Here is a 16224-nt window from a genome sequence, read left to right as displayed (position 1 = left end):
CCAGGACGTGGCGGCGGCCCGGCCTCCGGCGCCGCCACGGTTCTTGCGCTGCTCTCAACGTCGCAGACGCTGACGAGGCGCATCCAATCAGATGAACGGCTTCCCGCCGGTGACGGCCAACGTGGCCCCCGACGTGTAGCTCGAGAGCGGATCGGCCAGCATGACGTAGGCGGTTGCGAGCTCGGCCGGCTGGCCGGCGCGCTGCATCGGGACCTGCTTGCCGAAATTCTTGACCCTTTCCTCCGACATCGTCGACGGGATCAGCGGCGTCCAGATCGGACCTGGAGCGACGGCGTTGACCCGAATGCCCTTCTCGGCGAGCATCTGGGCCAGCCCACCCGTGAAATTCTGAATGGCGCCCTTGGTCGTGGCATAGGCCAGCAAGGTCGGGTTGGGCATGTCCGAGTTCACCGACGCCGTGTTGATGATCGCAGCTCCCGGCTTCATATGAGGGACCGCAGCCTTGGTCAGATAGAACATGGCGTGGATGTTGGTCTCGAACGTACGCTGCCACTCCTCGTCGCTGATGTCGGCGATGTCCTTGAACGTGGCCTGATGGGCCGCATTGTTGACGAGGATATCGATGCCGCCGAGCTCGTCGACGGTGCGACGCACGATGCCGCGGCAGTGCTCGGGATTGCTGATGTCGCCGGGAATCAGGACGACCTTGCGTCCGGCCTGCTCCACCAGCGCCTTGACCTCGGCTGCATCCTCGTCCTCGTTCAAATAGGAGATGACGATGTCGGCGCCCTCTCGGGCATAGGCGATCGCAACCGCGCGGCCGATTCCGCTGTCGCCTCCGGTGATCAGCGCCTTTTTCCCGGCCAGGCGTCCGGCGCCCTTGTAACTCTCCTCGCCATGATCGGGACGTGGATTCATCGCACGCGTCGAACCGGGCATCGGCTGCTGTTGCGAAGGATAAGGCGGCTTGGGGTATTCGATCATGGACAACTCCAGCAATTTGCTCCGCTAACGGAGCCCCGCCGGAAGCGTTCCTGTGACCGTCTGTTGCACCGCGAAACCATTTGCGCCGCACCATTCAAAAATGAGACTGCCCGTCAAACCAAAGGGGGCGCCAACGCATGCACCGCATCCGACTTCGGTTAGCTTTCCCATCAAAGCCGCGGGCCGAGAGCCACGCGGCGACAAAAGACGACACACAGGGAGGAGCACAATGTCGAAATGCAGTGTGGGACTGCTCGCGCTGAGCAGCTTGTTTCTTTCAAGCGCAGCGATCGCCCAGGAAAAGATCAAGGTGGGCGTAACCGCAACCCTCGAAGGCACGTACACGGTGCTCGGCGAGGACGGCATGCGCGGCCACCAGACGGCCCTCAACGTCCTGGGCAAGAAGGTCGGCGACAAGGAACTCGAATTCATCGTCGCCTCGACCGACGCAACGCCGGACAGCGCGGTACGCGCCGTGCGCAAGCTGATCGAGCAGGACAAGGTGCAGATCCTGCTCTCGCCGCTCTCCGGCGACGAGGGCATCGCGGTGAAGAACTTCGCAAAAACCCATCCCGAGCTGACCTTCATCAACGCGGCCTCCGGCGCGCAGGAAACGACCTATGTCGATCCCGCCCCGAACTTCTTCCGCTACAACATGGACGGCGCGCAGTGGCAGGTCGGCCTCGGCAAATATGCCTATGAGGAAAAGAAGTATCGCAAGATCGCAACCGTGGGCGAGGACTATTCGTTCATCTACACGCAGGTGTTCGGCCTCGTGCTCGAGTTCTGCGGCGCCGGCGGACAGGTCACCAACCGGCAATGGGTGCCGCTCGGCACCAAGGATTTCGCCTCGGTGATCGCCGCACTGCCCGACGATGTCGACGCGATCTATCTCGGGCTTGGCGGCGCCGATGCCGTCAACTTCCTCAACCAGTACCAGCAGGCCGGCGGCAAGGCGCATCTGATGGGCGGTTCAATCATGATCGACCAGACCATCCTGTCGTCGAAGGGCAACGCCAAGAACGCCCTGGTCGGCACCATCGCGGCGAGCGGCCAGGCCGATACCTGGGAGGATCCGGGCTGGCAGAAATTCGTGAAGGCCTATCAGGACGCTTTCCCGCCCAACAAACGCTTCCCGAGCCCGTCGCTGCTCGCCACCAACTATTATGACTCGACCATGGCGCTGATCCTGGCGCTGCGTCAGGTCAATGGCGATCTCTCCAACAACCAGGCCAAGTACAAGGAAGCCCTCGCCAAGATCGAGATCGACGCGCCGAACGGCAAGATCAAGCTCGACTCCAACCGCCAGGCGATCGGCACCAACTTCGTCACCGAGGTTGTCGATGACGGCAAGGGCGCGCTGTTCAGCAAGGTCGTGAAGGTGATCCCGAACGTGAACCAGACCCTCGGCTACGACCCGGCCGTATTCTCCAAGATCGGGCTGCCGAGCCGCACCGTGCCGGAATGTAAGAAATACTGACGCATCACCCCTGCGATGCGCAACGCGGGGAGCGACTTGCTGACGCGGTCGCTCTCCGCTCTTGCAATCTCGTCGGCGTTGTTGAACGCTGAGCGAAAAGACAAGAACATTCGGGAGGGGAAGGCATGAGCCGTGCGCTCGCCGTCTTCCACGGCCGGTTCGGCCGGGCGACGGTTTATCAGTTGAACCGCCCTTTCAATATTCACGCCCATCGTGAAGGTCACCTGATCTTCCATGTTGGCGGCATGCCCGCATGCATCGACGTCTCCGAGGGACACCACGATCTCAACGAGACGTCCGTCGTCGCGGTCAATCCCTGGGAGCCGCACAATTTCCTGCCCGCCGATCTCGACGGCGGCGCGATCTTCTTCGTGCTCTATGTCAACGCCGAATGGTTTGCGCCTGATGCCTCCGGCACCCACCGGATGCGTTTCGGCCGCACCCAGTTCCGGCGCACGCCGGCGCTGGACAAGCACATCAGGCGGACGGCCGCGCTCGTGTGCGGCGCACCATCACTCTCCAGCCTGGATTCCGAGCTGCGGCGGCTGATCGACATCTGTTACGACGAAAGCTGGCAGCAGGCGGAGATCGCGCGCGATCCACGCGCAAACGGCTCCGTCACCGATTTCCGCGTCCGCAAATGCATCAAGATGATGTCGGAGAGCCCCGGCGCCGAGATCGAGCTCGATACGATCGCGCGGGAATCAGGACTGTCGCGACCGCACTTCTACCGGCTGTTCCGCGTCCAGACCGGCGTGACGCCGAACCTCTATCTCAACACGCTGATCATGGAACATGCGCTCGAAGCGCTCGTGGCCAGCGAGACGCCAATCGCCGATATCGGCTTCGATCTCGGCTTCTCGTCGCAGAGCGGCTTCACCCGCTTCTTCGCCGCCAATGTGGGAATGGCCCCGACCGATTATCGTCGCGCGGCCAAGATTCTGCGCGCCTGAGTGGGCCACGAAAAGATACTCACAATCAAACGTCGTCCTCGCAGCCCCGCTAGGATGCGGGCAACGCGATCCCGAAAGAGGGTCGCGACCGACGGGAGCGCACGTTCATGGCGAGGCTAGCGGCCGGCGCAAGGCTGCCTGACCTGTATTTGATGGACCTTCGGGATGCGCCCTGGCCAAGCGGGTGGCGCACATGAGCCGTTTTGTCGAACGCCACCCGGCCTGGGCGCTGATCTCGATCATTGCCATTGCCGTCGCGCTCTGGCTGGTCTTCGCGGTCTGGCCGCCCGGCCTCGAAGAGGCCATCGGCCGCAAGCGCGTCTTCCTCAACGCGGTCTTCAACGGCATCACGCTCGGGGGACTCTACTTCCTCGTCGCCAGCGGATTCACGCTGATCTTCGGCCTGATGCGCAACGTCAACCTCGCGCACGGCTCGCTCTATCTGTTCGGCGGCTATGTCGGCTACGCCATCAGCACGGCGACCGGCTCCTGGCTGCTCAGCTTCATCGTCGCCTTCATCCTCACCGCCCTGGTCGGCGTCCTGCTCCAGCTGATCGTGTTCCGCCGGATGGAAGGCCAGGACCTCAGGCAGACCATGGTGACGATCGGGCTTTCGATCGTGTTCGCCGATCTCATGCTGTGGGCCTGTGGCGGCGACTTCTACCAGATCCAGACGCCGAACTGGCTGATCGGCCCCATCGAGCTGCCGCTGGTCACGGCGATCAAATCATCGGGCGAGCCGGTCTATCTCCGGTACCCCCTGGTGCGGCTGGTGATCTTCGCCGCCTCCGTCGTGATCGGCGTGGCGATGTGGCTCGCGCTCAATCGCACCCGCGCCGGCATGATCATCCGCGCCGGCGTCGACGACCGCGATATCCTCGCCGCGACCGGGGTGCGCATCCAGCTCGTCTTCGTCGCGGTGTTCGCGTTCGGTGCGGGACTTGCGGGCATTGCCGGCGTCGTCGGCGGCACCTTCCAGTCATTATCCCCGGGCGAGGACATCCGCTTCCTGCTCGCCTCCCTCGTCGTCGTGATCGTGGGCGGCATGGGCTCGATCCCCGGCGCGGCGCTGGGCGCGCTGATCATCGGCCTCGCCGAGCAGCTCGGCTCGGTCTACATCCCGACCTATGCCATCGTCGTGACCTTCCTGATCATGGTGCTGGTGCTGGCGATCCGGCCGCAAGGCCTGTTGGCGAGGCGCTGACATGTCGCTCACCCACGATGCCCGCATTGCCGTTCGCCCCGCCGATGTCGCGCAGCGCCCGGCGCGGACATGGCCGGAGATCAACAATCCCGCCGCCTGGATCGTCGCGATCATTCTCCTGATCATGCCGCTGATCGCGAGCGGCTTTTTCCTGATCGAGATCTTCGCGACCACGCTGATCCTCGGCATCATGGCGCTCAGCCTGATGTTCCTCGCCGGCTATGGCGGCATGGTCAGCCTGATGCAGCTCACGATCGCGGGTTTCTCGGCCTACATGGTCGCCGTGTTCGGCGTCAGCGGCAACGCCAATATCAGCCTGGGCTGGCCGTGGTGGCTCGCGGTGCCCATGGCGCTGGCGCTGGCGACCGCCTTCGGCACGCTCGGCGGTGCGCTCGCGGTGCGCACCGAAGGCATCTACACCATCATGATCACGCTCGCGATCGGAGCTGCCTTCTACTATTTCACCAACCAGAACTGGGCGATCTTCAACGGCCATACCGGCATCAACACCGTGGCCACGCCGCACTTCTGGGGCGTGAACTGGCGCGCCGACATTCCCTTCTATTATGTCGTGCTCGCGGTTGCCGCGCTCTGCTACTTCGCCGTCGAATATATCTCGCGTGCCCCCTTCGGCCTTGCGCTGCAGGGCGTACGCGACAATCCGCGCCGCATGGCGGCGCTCGGCTTCAACGTCAATGCGCACCGTGTCGCCGCCTATGCCTTCGCCTCCTTCGTGGCCGCACTTGCCGGCGTGCTCCAGGTCTGGAACTACCGCCAGATCTCGCCGGGCTCGGTCAGCGTCGGGGCCTGCATCGACGTGCTGATCATCGCCGTCGTCGGCGGCATCACGCGTCCGATCGGCCCCTTCATCGGCGCGCTGATCTTCGTGCTGCTGCGCACCTTCGCGCTCGACTTCCTGGTCAGGCTCGGCCTCGACGGCAACCGCTTCCGGCTACTGATCGGGCTCGGGTTCCTCGCCATCGTGTTCTGGTCCTCGGACGGCGTCATCGGCCTATGGCAGCGCTGGCGCCAGAGCCAACGCCCCCGCACCAACCGCCAAAGCGGAGGACGCGGTCATGGATAGCGTCGCGCAGCGCCTCTCGGCCGTCGGCGCCGGTGCCGCGCTGGAGCTGCGCGGCGTGACAAGGCTGTTTGGCGCGCTCGCGGCGCTGACCGACGTCACCATCACCGTGCGCCCCGGCGAACGCCGCGCCGTGCTCGGCTCCAACGGCGCCGGCAAGACCACGCTGTTCAACTGCATCACCGGCGACTTTGCGCCCTCCTCCGGCACCATCCGCTTCTTCGGCGAGGACGTCACCCACTTCCCGCCCTATGAACGCATCCGCCGCGGGCTGCGCCGGACCTACCAGATCTCAGCGTTGTTCCCCGGCCTCACCGTGCAGGACAATGTCTATCTCGCCTGCCGCGGCGTCTCGCGCGGACGGTTCTCGTTTCTGCGGCCGGGACAGAACGATGCCCTGATGCATGCGGCCGACAACCTCGTCCAGGCCGTGCATCTGGCCGCCGTAAAGGACCAGCGCGTGGCCGAGCTCGCGCACGGCCAGCAGCGCCAGCTCGAGATCGCGCTCGCGCTCGCCGGCGCCCCGCGCTTCGTGCTGTTCGACGAGCCGGCCGCGGGCCTGTCCCCGACCGAGCGGGCCGAGCTGATCGAGATCCTGACCTCGCTGCCGGCGCATATCGGCTACATCATCATCGAGCACGACATGGACGTCGCCTTGCGCGTCGTCGAGAGCGTCACGATGATGCACAACGGCCGCATCTTCAAGGAGGGCCTGCCGGAAGAGATCCAGTCCGACCCCGAGGTGCAGGAGCTTTATCTCGGAGGCGGCCATGAATGAGGCCCGCCGCTCCGCCGCCGCGCTCGAGGTCCGCGGGCTCGACGTCTATTACGGTCACTCGCACGCCCTGCAGGGCGTCGACCTGACGCTGGAGAGCGGCGTGTTCTCCGTCGTCGGCCGCAACGGCATGGGCAAGACCACGCTGTGCAAGGCGATCATGGGACTGGTCGGCGTCAGCGGCGGATCGATCCGTGTTCGCGGCGAGGACATCACGCGGCGGCCTTCCGCCCAGATTGCGCGGCTCGGCGTCGGCTACGTGCCGCAGGGCCGCCGCCTGTGGCGCTCGCTCAGCGTCGACGAGCATCTGCGGCTGGCCGGCGGCATGCGCTCCGGCGCATGGACGGTCGAGCGCATCTACGACACCTTCCCGCGCCTCGCCGAGCGCAAAGATCACGGCGGTGGCCAGCTCTCCGGCGGCGAGCAGCAGATGCTGGCGATCTCGCGCGCGCTGCTCACCAATCCGCATCTGTTGATCATGGACGAGCCGACCGAGGGGCTTGCGCCCGTCATCGTGGCGCAGGTCGAGGAGATGCTGCTGCGGCTCGGCGAAGACGGCGACATGTCCGTGCTGGTGATCGAGCAGAACATCGGCGTGGCCACCGCGGTCTCGCGCAACGTCGCGATCATGGTCAATGGCCGCATCAATCGCATCATCGATTCCGCGCGGCTCGCCGCCGACCGCGAGCTCCAGCAACGCCTGCTCGGCGTCGGGCTCCACGCCGAGCTCGAGCCGGATCTCGAGATCTCAGTGTCCGGCCCGGACACAAAACCGGTGCCGGCGCCGCGCCGCGACGGGCCGATCCGCATCTACGTCTCCAACCCAACGCTGCCGACGCGATGGTCGCAGCCGGTGCCGATCGCCCGCATCGAGGCGGCGGCGCGCACACTCTCGACCCAGGTCGCGCGGCTCGACGAGACCGCGCGGCGCAAGCGCGAGCCGCTGGCGGCGCAGACCGCCGGCCCGCCCGTCGTGCTGGTCGTCGGCACGCTCGACACCAAGGGCCTCGAGCTGCGCTTCATCCGCGACATCATCGCCGAAACCGGCCTGCGCACGCGGCTGGTCGACGTCTCGACCAGTGGCAAGCATTCCAGCTGCGATGTCTCCGCGCAGGAGATCGCGCTCAACCACGGCCGCGGCGGTGCCGCGGTGTTCGGCCCCGACCGCGGCGCTGCTGTGACCGCGATGGCCGACGCGTTCGCCAACTGGCTGCGGCGCCAGGGCAATGTCGCCGGCGTGATCTCGGCCGGCGGCTCGGGCGCGGCGTCGCTGGTTGCCCCGGGCATGCGCGCGCTTCCCGTCGGCGTGCCGAAGCTGATCATCTCCTCCGTCGCCTCCGGCGATGTCGGGCCCTATGTCGGTCCGGCCGACATCACGATGATGCACTCGGTCACCGACGTGCAGGGACTGAACTCGATCTCGCGCGCGGTGCTCGCCAACGGTGCCAATGCGCTCGCCGGCATGGTCAAGGCGCGGCTGGATGTGCGGGCCGCGACGGCGCGGGAGGCCGGCGGCCTGCCTGCGGTCGGCATCACCATGTTCGGCGTGACGACGCCGGCGGTGCAGAAGATCGCTGCCGAGCTGCGCGACGATTTCGAGTGCCTGGTCTTCCATGCCACCGGCGTCGGCGGCCGTTCCATGGAGAAACTCGTCGAGTCCGGCCAGCTCGCCGGCGTCATCGACCTCACCACGACGGAGGTCTGCGATCTCCTGATGGGCGGCGTGTTTCCCGCAACCGAGGATCGCTTCGGTGCGATCATCCGCACGCGCGTCCCCTATGTCGGCTCGGTCGGCGCACTCGACATGGTCAATTTCGGTGCGCCCGACACCATTCCCGAGCGCTATCGCGGCCGCAAATTCCACGTCCACAATCCGCAGGTGACGCTGATGCGGACGAGCGTGGAAGAGAACGAGCGCATCGGCCGGTGGATCGGCGAGCGCCTCAACCAGATGGACGGCCCGGTGCGCTTCTTCCTGCCCGAGGGCGGCGTCTCCGCACTCGATGCGCGGGGCCAGCCGTTCTGGGATCCGGACGCCGATGCCGCGCTGTTCCGCACGCTGGAGCGCACCGTGCGGCAGACCGGCAATCGGCAGCTCATCCGCACGCCCAAGAACATCAACGATCCCGACTTCGCCGCCGCCATCGTCGGTGCGTTCCGAACCCTGTTCGGCCGCGCCGGCGCGCGGCGGAGACTAGCGAGGTGAGCGATGCCAAGGTTTGAACGCGCAGCACTCCTGAGGCGGTTCCGCGAGATGGCGAAGCGCGGCGAGCCGATCGTCGGCGGCGGCGCCGGCACCGGGCTGTCAGCCAAATGCGAGGAGGCCGGCGGCGTCGATCTCATCGTGATCTACAATTCCGGACGCTACCGCATGGCCGGGCGCGGCTCGCTCGCGGGCCTGATGGCTTACGGCGACGCCAACGCCATCGTGCTGGAGATGGCCGGCGAAGTGCTGCCCGTGGTCACCCGGACGCCGGTGCTCGCGGGCGTCAACGGCACCGATCCGTTCCGCGACATGGACGCGTTTCTCGACCAGCTGAAGGCGCTTGGTTTCGCAGGCGTGCAGAACTTTCCGACCGTCGGCCTGATCGACGGCACCTTCCGCGCCAATCTCGAAGAGACCGGGATGTCCTACGCGCTCGAGATCGACATGATCGCCAAGGCGCACGACAAGGACATGCTGACGACGCCCTATGTGTTCAGCGAGAAGGAAGCGGCCGCGATGGCGATCGCCGGCGCCGACATCGTTGTCTGCCACATGGGGCTGACGACCGGCGGGTCGATCGGCGCGCAGACCGCGTTGAGGCTGAAGGATTGTCCGGCGCAGATCGACACCTGGGCCTCCGCCGCGCTCAGCGTCAACCCGGATATCCTGGTGCTGGCGCATGGCGGCCCGATCGCTGATCCCGCCGATGCCGATTTCATCATGAAGAACACCCGCCATTGCCACGGCTTCTACGGGGCCTCCTCGATGGAGCGGCTTCCCGTGGAGCGGGCGCTGACGGAGCAGGTACGTCAATTCAAGGCGATCGGCGCGCGGTAACGCCTGAAGGTTCGAGGGAGGAAAAGATGTCGGGGATGTTGGTCGGTGAATTGATCCTCTGGCTGATCGTCGCGGTCGTCGTGATCGTGGTCGGCGTCTATATCGTGAACTGGCTCTACCATCGCTCCTCCAAGGAGACCTCGTTCGTCCGGACCGGCTTCCTCGGCGAGCGCGTGGTGATCAATGGCGGCGCGTTCGTGCTGCCGTTCATCCACGATTACACGCCCGTCAACATGAACGTGCTGCCGATGGGCATCGTCCGCTCCAGGCAGGACGCCGTGATCACCCGCGACCGCATGCGCGTCGACATCGAAGCCGATTTCTATGTCCGGGTGCAGCCGACCCGCGAGGCCGTCTCGATCGCGGCTGCCACGCTCGGCCGCCGCACCATGGAGCCCGGGCAGCTCCATGCGCTGCTGGCCGGCAAGTTCATCTCCGCGATCCGTTCGGTCGCCTCCGAGATGACCATGGAGGAGATGCACGAGCGGCGCGGCGACTATGTCGTGCGAGTCAAGACCAACGCGGCCGAAGCCCTCGCCCAGAACGGCCTCGAGCTGGAATCGGTCGCCATCACCGATCTCGACCAGACCGATCTCGAATTCTTCAACCCCTCGAACCGGTTCGACGCCGAAGGCCTGACCCAGCTGATGCAGGACATCGAGGCCAAGCGGAAGCTGCGCAACGACATCGAGCAGGATTCGATGATCAAGATCCGCGCGCGCAATCTGGAGGCCGAGCGGCAGGCGCTGGAGATCGAGCGCGAGAGCGAGACAGCACGCCTGGAGCAGGAACGCGACATCGAGATGCGCCGTGCGCTTCAGCGCACGGAAGTGGCCCGCGAACGGGCGCTGCGCGAGACCGAGGCCGAGCAGGCGCAGATCTCCGCGCGCGAAGCCATCGAGCGCGCCCGCATCGCCAACGACCAAGCGATCGCGGAGGCCCGCATCGCCTCCGAGCGCGAGACCCGCCAGAAGGAGATCGAACGGACCCGAACCATCGAGGAAAAGGAGCTGCTGGCGCGCGAGGAGATCGAGAAGACCAGGATCGCCAACCAGCGCTCGATCGACACCACCCGCATCGCATCCGAGCGCGACGTGCGTCAGCGCGAGATCGAGCGGATGCGGACCGTCGAGGAAGCCGAGATCGCTGCCCGCGAAGCCATCGAGAAGGCGCGGATCCAGCAGGACCGCGTCGTCACCGACGCCCGCATCGCCAACGAGGAGGAAACCAGGCGCCGCGAGATCGAGCGCACGCGTGCCGTCGACGAGGCCGAGATCGCTGCCCGCGAGGCGACCGAGAAGGCCCGCATCGCCCAGACGCTGATCGTCAATGTCGAGCGCATCTCCTCGGACGAACGCACCCGCGCGCTGGAGATCCAGCAGGTGCGCACCATCCAGGAGGCCGAGATCGAGGCCCAGCGCGCGGTCGAGGCCGCCCGCATCGCCCGGGAGCGGACGCTCGCCGCCGAACGCATCGCCGCCGAGCAGAACACGCGGCAGCTGGAGATCGAGCGCAACCAGGCGCTCGACGTCGCCGGCATTGCGGCGCGCGAGACCACGGAGGCCAGCCGGATCGCCCAGGAGGAGCGCGTGCGCTCGCTGGAGATCGCCCGCAACCGCGCCGTCGAGGAGGCCGACATCGCCTCGCGCGAGGCGATCGAGGCGGCCCGCATCGCCCAGGAGAAGGCGGTCGCGGCCGAGCGGATCCAGGCCGAGCGCGACACCCGTTCGCTCGAAATCGAGCGCGCCGGCGTGCTGGAGGCGGCCGAGCTCAAGCGGCGCGACGCCATCGAGCGCCAGCGCATCACGGTCGACCTGGCGCTCGAGGCCGAGCGCATCAACTCCTCCAAGAAGCGCGAAGTGCTCAACATCGAGCAGAAGAAGGCGATCGAGATCGCCGACGAGGACCGCGTTATCGCGCTGTCGACCAAGAAGTCCGAGCGGATCGACGCCGACCGCCAGGTCCGGCAGGCCGAGATCGTCGCGCGCAAGGAGGTCGAGACCACCGACGTCTCGCGCGAGCAGGCGCTGGAGGCCGCCCGCATCGAGCGCCGCCGCGCCATCGAGCAGCTCGAGGTCGCCCGCGTGCAGTCGCTGCAGGAAGCCGAGATCGCCTCCCGCGAGGAAGTCGAGCGCGCCCGCATCGCGTCCGATCGCGGCCTCGACGAGGCCCGCGTCGGCCGTGAGCGCGAGCTGCGCAAGCTCGAGGTCAACCGCGAAAAGGACGTCGAGACTGTGCTGATGGAAAAGGCCATCGCCATCCATCAGAAATCGCTGGAAGAGTCCGCGGCCCGCGCTGCCGCCGAGGAAGCGCGGATGCGCGCGACCGAAGCCACCGAGCGCGTCATCACCGCGCGCGAGAGCGAGATCGCCAAACGGCGCAAGACGGTCGAGGTGCTGCTCGCCGAGAAACAGGCCGAGGAGACCCGGATCGCCGCGGAAGCCGAGCGCGTGCGCGCGGCCGTCGAGGCGGAAGCGCAGCGGATGCTGAACGAGGCCGAGAACGTGCTGACCGATCAGGCGCGCTACTCGCTGTTCCGCCGCAAGCTGCTCGACCGGATCGAGGGCATCGTCCGCGAGAGCGTCAAGCCGATGGAGAAGATCGAGGGCATCCGCATCCTCCAGGTCGACGGCCTCAACGGCAACGGCCATGGTGGCAATGGCGGCCGCAGCGCCACCGACGAGGTGATCGATTCCGCGCTGCGCTACCGCGTCCAGGCACCGCTGATCGATTCCATCCTTTCCGACATCGGCGTCGAAGGCGGCAGCCTCGCCAAGATGCCGGGCCTGATCCGCGAAGCCCGCGACATGCAGGGCATCAAGGACTCCGCCCGCAAGAGCGGTGGTGGCGGAGGTGGCGGCGACAAGCCGGCGGCGTCGCCGGCCCCCTCGGCCGAGGGCGGCGAGCCGCCGGCCGAGCGCGGGCCGCGGAAGAAGAGCTGAGGTCGCGCCATGGCCCGCGTCTACGTCTCCACTGTCGTCAATGCCCGCAACGACCGCGTCTGGGCGCGGGTGCGCGATTTCAACGGCCTGCCGAACTGGCATCCGGCCATCGCCGAAAGCCGCATCGAGGGCGGCGAGCCCGCCGACAAGATCGGCTGCGTCAGGGATTTCCGCCTGCGCAACGGCGACCGCATCCGCGAGAAGCTGCTCGGCCTCTCCGACTACGACATGTTCTGCACCTATTCGATCCTGGAATCTCCGATGGGCGTCGAGAACTATGTCGCAACCCTGCGGCTGACCCCCGTCACCGACGGCGACCAGACCTTCATGGAATGGACCGCCGAATTCGATTGCGCGCCGGAGCGCGAGACCGAGCTCGTCAGCAATATCGGCGGCGGCGTGTTCCAGGGCGGATTTGATGCGCTCAAGCGCGTGTTCGGAGGCTGACCGTGCCGCATATCGTCAAGAGCACGATCCTGGACGCACCGACCGATGCGGTGTGGACCGTGCTGCGCGATTTCAACGGCCATGATCGCTGGCATCCGGTTGTCGCGACGTCCTCGATCGAGCGCGCGCAGTCTTCCGACAAGATCGGTTGCATCAGGCGGTTCAAGCTCAACGACGGTTCCGAGCTGCGCGAGCAATTGCTGGCGCTGTCGGACCTGGAACAGTCCTTCAGCTATTGCCTGCTCGATACGCCGGTGCCGATGTTCAACTACGTCGCCCATGTCCGGCTGCTGCCGGTCACCGACGGCGACCGCACCTTCTGGCACTGGGAGTCCCGCTTCACCACCAAGCCGGAAGATCGCGACCGCATCACCCACATGGTCGCGGAAGACATTTACCAGGCCGGGTTCGAGGCAATCCGCCGGCATCTGAGGGAGGCCGCATAGTCATGGCCGTGACAGTGAAGACGTTTGCAAGCGCTAGCGAGGCGGCGGGGGCGCTGTCCTCGGACCGCACCGCGCGGTATCTCGGCGGCGGCACGCTGGTGATGCGCGCGCTGAACGAAGGCGATGTCGCGATCTCGACCGTGGTCCGCGCCCAGGACCAGGCGCTGACCCGGATCGACGCCTCGGGGCCGCGCATCACGCTCGGCGCCGGCGTCACCTTCGCGCGCATCCTTGCCGAACGGGGCCTTGCCTCCCTGCACGCGCCCGCCCGTTCGATCGGCGGTCCCGCCGTGCGCAACATGGGCACGGTCGGCGGCAATCTTTTCGCGCCGAGTCCTTACGGCGATTTCACCGTGGCGCTGCTGGCGCTCGACGCGACCGTCGCCGTCGCGGGCGGCTTTGGCGCGCGCGATATCCCGATCGAAGAGTTCCTGCAGGCGCGCGAACGGCAGGCCGGAACCCTGGTGCTGTCGGTCTCCTGCACCCGGCCGGCGAGCAGCGACGCGTTCCGCTACCGCAAGATCGCGCGCATCAAGCCGAAGGGCGGCTCGGTCGTCACACTCGCGGCGCATCTGCCGATCAGCGGCGGACGGATTGCGGGCGCCCGGATCGCGCTGGGATCGATGGCGCCGACCCAGATCCGCGCCCGCGCCGCCGAGCGCGCGCTGGAGGGCCGCTCGCTGGACGCCGCAACCATCGCGGCCGCCGCATCCGCGGCGACCGAGGGAACATCGCCATTCGACAACGCGCTCGGCAGCGCCTGGTATCGCCGCGAGATCGTCGGCGTCCATCTGCGCCGTCTGCTGTCGGGACAGGAATAGAGCCATGTCCAAGATCCCCCTGCAATTTCGTCACAACGGTCGCGACGTCGCGATCTTCGTCGACGGCGGCACCAATCTTCTGGTCGCGCTGCGCGAGCAGATCGGCGACATGACGCCGAAATTCGGCTGCGGCCAGGGCGGCTGTGGTACCTGCAGTGTGTTGATCGACGGCGAGCTTCATCTCTCCTGCCTGACGCTGGCGGAGACGGTGGCCGGCCGCTCGATCGAGACGCTCGACGGCATGAAGCAGGGCCCGAACCTGCACCCGCTGCAGCGCGCCTTCGCGGACCATTTCGCGGCCCAGTGCGGCTATTGCACCCCAGGCATGCTGATGGCCGCCAAGGCGCTGCTCGACCGCAATCCCTCGCCGAGCCGCGACGAGGTCATTGAGGCGATCTCCGGCAACATCTGCCGCTGCACCGGCTATGAGCCGATCATCAATGCCATCCTCGCCGCCGCCGGCGGCCGGGTCAGCGCGTAAGGGAACGCGACCATGCTGGAACTGCGCAAAGATATCTTCGCTGACGAGCGCGACGATAACTTAAAAGAAATCGGCAAGGGCACCCAGCGTCAGGACATGCTCGGCCATGTCACGGGCACGTCGAGCTACTTCAACGATCACAAGCTGCAGGGCATGCTGCACCTGAAGGTCGTACGCTCGACGCAGGCCCATGCAAGGATTCGTCGCATCGATACCACCGAGGCCGAACGTTCGGCCGGCGTTCGCCGGATCATTCGCGGCACCGACGTGCCGGTCAATCTCAACACGCTTCTCAGCCTGATCAACTTCGGCAAGGATGACGAGCCGTCGCTGGCGGTCGACAAGGTCCGCTACAAGGGCGAGCCGATCCTCGCCATCGTCGCCGACAGCGAGCGCGAGGCGTTCGAGGCCATCGCAAAGGTCAAGGTCGACTACGAGCCACTCCCGGCTGTGTTCGACGTCGAGGATGCGCTGAAGCCCGGCGCACCCGTGGTCAACGAGACCTATCCGAAGAATGCCTTCATCTATCACGACGTCTACGACCACCAGCGCCTGCGCTTCGGCGATGCCGACGCGGCGCTCGCGAGCGCCGACCACGTGCTGGAGCAGCGCTACCAGATGTCTCCGATCGAGCACGCGCCCACCGAGACCAACGGCGCCATTGCGGCACCCGACACCAATGGCCGTTACGTCGTCTACACCTCGACCCAGGCGCTGTTCTTCTCGGTCGACACCTGCGCCAAGATTCTGGACGTGCCCTCCAACACGTTCCACTTCATCGGCGGCACGGTCGGCGGAGGCTTCGGCGGCAAGGTCGATACCTTGACCGAGCCGCTCGCCATCCTCGGCGCCATGCTGACGGGACGGCCGGTCCGCTACGTGTTCGGCCGTGAGGAGGAGATGCAGTACGGCCCGCCGCGCGGGGCTGAACGCATTTACATCAAGGACGGCGTCATGCGCGACGGCCGCATCGTCGCGCGCAAGATCCGCGCGTTTTTCGACAGCGGCGCCTATACGCGGCTGTCGAGCTATGCCGCCGTGAAATGCGCCGCGCATCTGCCGGGCCCCTACACCATTCCGAACGTCTATGGCGACGTCTATTGCGTCTTCACCAATCGCACGCCCGCGACCGCGATGCGCGGCTTCGGCGTCACCGCGATGGACTTTGCGATCGAATGCCAGATGGACAAGCTCGCAAACCTCGTCGGCATGGACCCGATGGAGTTTCGCATTCTCAATGCCTATCGCGACGGCGACATGAAGGCGCACCGGCGCGAGGCCAAGAACACCGCGCTGATCGAATGCGTTCAGGTCGCTGCCGAAAAGGCCAAATGGCCGATCCGCGACGATTTCAGGCGTGCCTCCTCGCGCAAGGACGGCGGCGGCAGCCGCGCCGCGATCCCGCCGACGCCAACGGAGTCGCGTGTGCGTCCGGCTGCGCCTGCACAGCAGCGCACGAGCTATGACCGCGCGCCGGTGACCGCGACACGGGAGCCGCCGCGCGATCCGCCCCCGCCGGCACCGCCGCCTCCCCCACCGCGCCCGGCCGCGCCATCGCATGGGGCAACACGGTTCTCGTCGGTGTTCGGCACCAGGAGACGCTGAC

14 protein-coding genes are annotated in these 16224 nt (G+C 66.7%); 13 read left to right on the top strand and 1 reads right to left on the bottom strand.

What is annotated here, in order from left to right; genetic code table 11:
• Positions 1–87: 87 nt before the first annotated feature.
• Positions 88–945, bottom strand: a complete 858-nt coding sequence (locus GGD65_RS10750; RefSeq protein ID WP_183235255.1) for an SDR family oxidoreductase — start codon at positions 943–945, stop codon at positions 88–90.
• Positions 946–1174: 229 nt separating this feature from the next.
• Between GGD65_RS10750 and GGD65_RS10745 the strand changes: the two genes are divergently transcribed.
• From GGD65_RS10745 to GGD65_RS10685, 13 genes are all read left to right on the top strand, one after another.
• Positions 1175–2425, top strand: coding sequence for an ABC transporter substrate-binding protein (locus tag GGD65_RS10745; RefSeq protein WP_018318059.1), 1251 nt, complete (start codon positions 1175–1177; stop codon positions 2423–2425).
• A gap of 125 nt (positions 2426–2550) precedes the next feature.
• The gene (locus tag GGD65_RS10740) at positions 2551–3378 is read left to right on the top strand and encodes an AraC family transcriptional regulator (RefSeq protein WP_028143759.1); all 828 of its coding nucleotides are present in this window, start codon (positions 2551–2553) and stop codon (positions 3376–3378) included.
• 193 nt (positions 3379–3571) lie between these two features.
• On the top strand, positions 3572–4582 hold the full coding sequence (locus GGD65_RS10735; protein ID WP_183235254.1) for a branched-chain amino acid ABC transporter permease: 1011 nt from the start codon (positions 3572–3574) through the stop codon (positions 4580–4582).
• Between the two features lies 1 nt (position 4583).
• Positions 4584–5666: a branched-chain amino acid ABC transporter permease gene (locus GGD65_RS10730; RefSeq protein WP_183235253.1), complete on the top strand. Its 1083-nt coding sequence runs from the start codon at positions 4584–4586 to the stop codon at positions 5664–5666.
• Positions 5659–6441 (top strand): ABC transporter ATP-binding protein, encoded by a 783-nt coding sequence (locus GGD65_RS10725; RefSeq protein ID WP_018318063.1) that lies wholly within the window; start codon positions 5659–5661, stop codon positions 6439–6441. Before GGD65_RS10730 ends, GGD65_RS10725 begins: the two co-directional genes overlap by 8 nt.
• Entirely contained in the window at positions 6434–8644 is a 2211-nt protein-coding gene (locus GGD65_RS10720; RefSeq protein ID WP_183235252.1) for an ABC transporter permease, read from the top strand. Before GGD65_RS10725 ends, GGD65_RS10720 begins: the two co-directional genes overlap by 8 nt.
• A 3-nt stretch (positions 8645–8647) precedes the next feature.
• Complete coding sequence (locus GGD65_RS10715; RefSeq protein WP_104463699.1) at positions 8648–9481, top strand: phosphoenolpyruvate hydrolase family protein; 834 nt, start codon at positions 8648–8650, stop codon at positions 9479–9481.
• 26 nt (positions 9482–9507) lie between these two features.
• On the top strand, positions 9508–12423 hold the full coding sequence (locus GGD65_RS10710) for a flotillin family protein (RefSeq protein WP_183235251.1): 2916 nt from the start codon (positions 9508–9510) through the stop codon (positions 12421–12423).
• A gap of 9 nt (positions 12424–12432) precedes the next feature.
• Complete coding sequence (locus tag GGD65_RS10705; protein WP_018318067.1) at positions 12433–12870, top strand: SRPBCC family protein; 438 nt, start codon at positions 12433–12435, stop codon at positions 12868–12870.
• A 2-nt stretch (positions 12871–12872) separates the two neighbouring features.
• Positions 12873–13316, top strand: coding sequence for an SRPBCC family protein (locus GGD65_RS10700; protein WP_018318068.1), 444 nt, complete (start codon positions 12873–12875; stop codon positions 13314–13316).
• Positions 13317–13318: 2 nt separating this feature from the next.
• The gene (locus tag GGD65_RS10695) at positions 13319–14137 is read left to right on the top strand and encodes a xanthine dehydrogenase family protein subunit M (protein WP_183235250.1); all 819 of its coding nucleotides are present in this window, start codon (positions 13319–13321) and stop codon (positions 14135–14137) included.
• Positions 14138–14141: 4 nt separating this feature from the next.
• Positions 14142–14618, top strand: a complete 477-nt coding sequence (locus GGD65_RS10690; protein ID WP_183235249.1) for a (2Fe-2S)-binding protein — start codon at positions 14142–14144, stop codon at positions 14616–14618.
• A 12-nt stretch (positions 14619–14630) separates the two neighbouring features.
• Complete coding sequence (locus tag GGD65_RS10685) at positions 14631–16223, top strand: xanthine dehydrogenase family protein molybdopterin-binding subunit (RefSeq protein ID WP_183235248.1); 1593 nt, start codon at positions 14631–14633, stop codon at positions 16221–16223.
• The last annotated feature ends 1 nt before the right edge of the window (position 16224 follow it).

Source organism: Bradyrhizobium sp. CIR18 (assembly GCF_014198295.1).
Taxonomy (GTDB): domain Bacteria; phylum Pseudomonadota; class Alphaproteobacteria; order Rhizobiales; family Xanthobacteraceae; genus Bradyrhizobium.
The sequence above is the reverse complement of the archived record's forward strand: the minus strand, read 5'-3'. Positions and strand labels throughout refer to the sequence as shown.

Excerpts from the sequence above, each read along its gene's own strand:
- GGD65_RS10690 (WP_183235249.1), top strand. The coding sequence starts at position 14,142 with ATGTCCAAGATCCCCCTGCAATTTCGTCACAACGGTCGCGACGTCGCG.
- GGD65_RS10720 (WP_183235252.1), top strand. The coding sequence starts at position 6,434 with ATGAATGAGGCCCGCCGCTCCGCCGCCGCGCTCGAGGTCCGCGGGCTC.
- GGD65_RS10685 (WP_183235248.1), top strand. The coding sequence starts at position 14,631 with ATGCTGGAACTGCGCAAAGATATCTTCGCTGACGAGCGCGACGATAAC.
- GGD65_RS10745 (WP_018318059.1), top strand. The coding sequence starts at position 1,175 with ATGTCGAAATGCAGTGTGGGACTGCTCGCGCTGAGCAGCTTGTTTCTT.
- GGD65_RS10710 (WP_183235251.1), top strand. The coding sequence starts at position 9,508 with ATGTCGGGGATGTTGGTCGGTGAATTGATCCTCTGGCTGATCGTCGCG.
- GGD65_RS10730 (WP_183235253.1), top strand. The coding sequence starts at position 4,584 with ATGTCGCTCACCCACGATGCCCGCATTGCCGTTCGCCCCGCCGATGTC.
- GGD65_RS10695 (WP_183235250.1), top strand. The coding sequence starts at position 13,319 with ATGGCCGTGACAGTGAAGACGTTTGCAAGCGCTAGCGAGGCGGCGGGG.
- GGD65_RS10750 (WP_183235255.1), bottom strand. The coding sequence starts at position 945 with ATGATCGAATACCCCAAGCCGCCTTATCCTTCGCAACAGCAGCCGATG.
- GGD65_RS10715 (WP_104463699.1), top strand. The coding sequence starts at position 8,648 with ATGCCAAGGTTTGAACGCGCAGCACTCCTGAGGCGGTTCCGCGAGATG.
- GGD65_RS10740 (WP_028143759.1), top strand. The coding sequence starts at position 2,551 with ATGAGCCGTGCGCTCGCCGTCTTCCACGGCCGGTTCGGCCGGGCGACG.
- GGD65_RS10735 (WP_183235254.1), top strand. The coding sequence starts at position 3,572 with ATGAGCCGTTTTGTCGAACGCCACCCGGCCTGGGCGCTGATCTCGATC.
- GGD65_RS10705 (WP_018318067.1), top strand. The coding sequence starts at position 12,433 with ATGGCCCGCGTCTACGTCTCCACTGTCGTCAATGCCCGCAACGACCGC.
- GGD65_RS10725 (WP_018318063.1), top strand. The coding sequence starts at position 5,659 with ATGGATAGCGTCGCGCAGCGCCTCTCGGCCGTCGGCGCCGGTGCCGCG.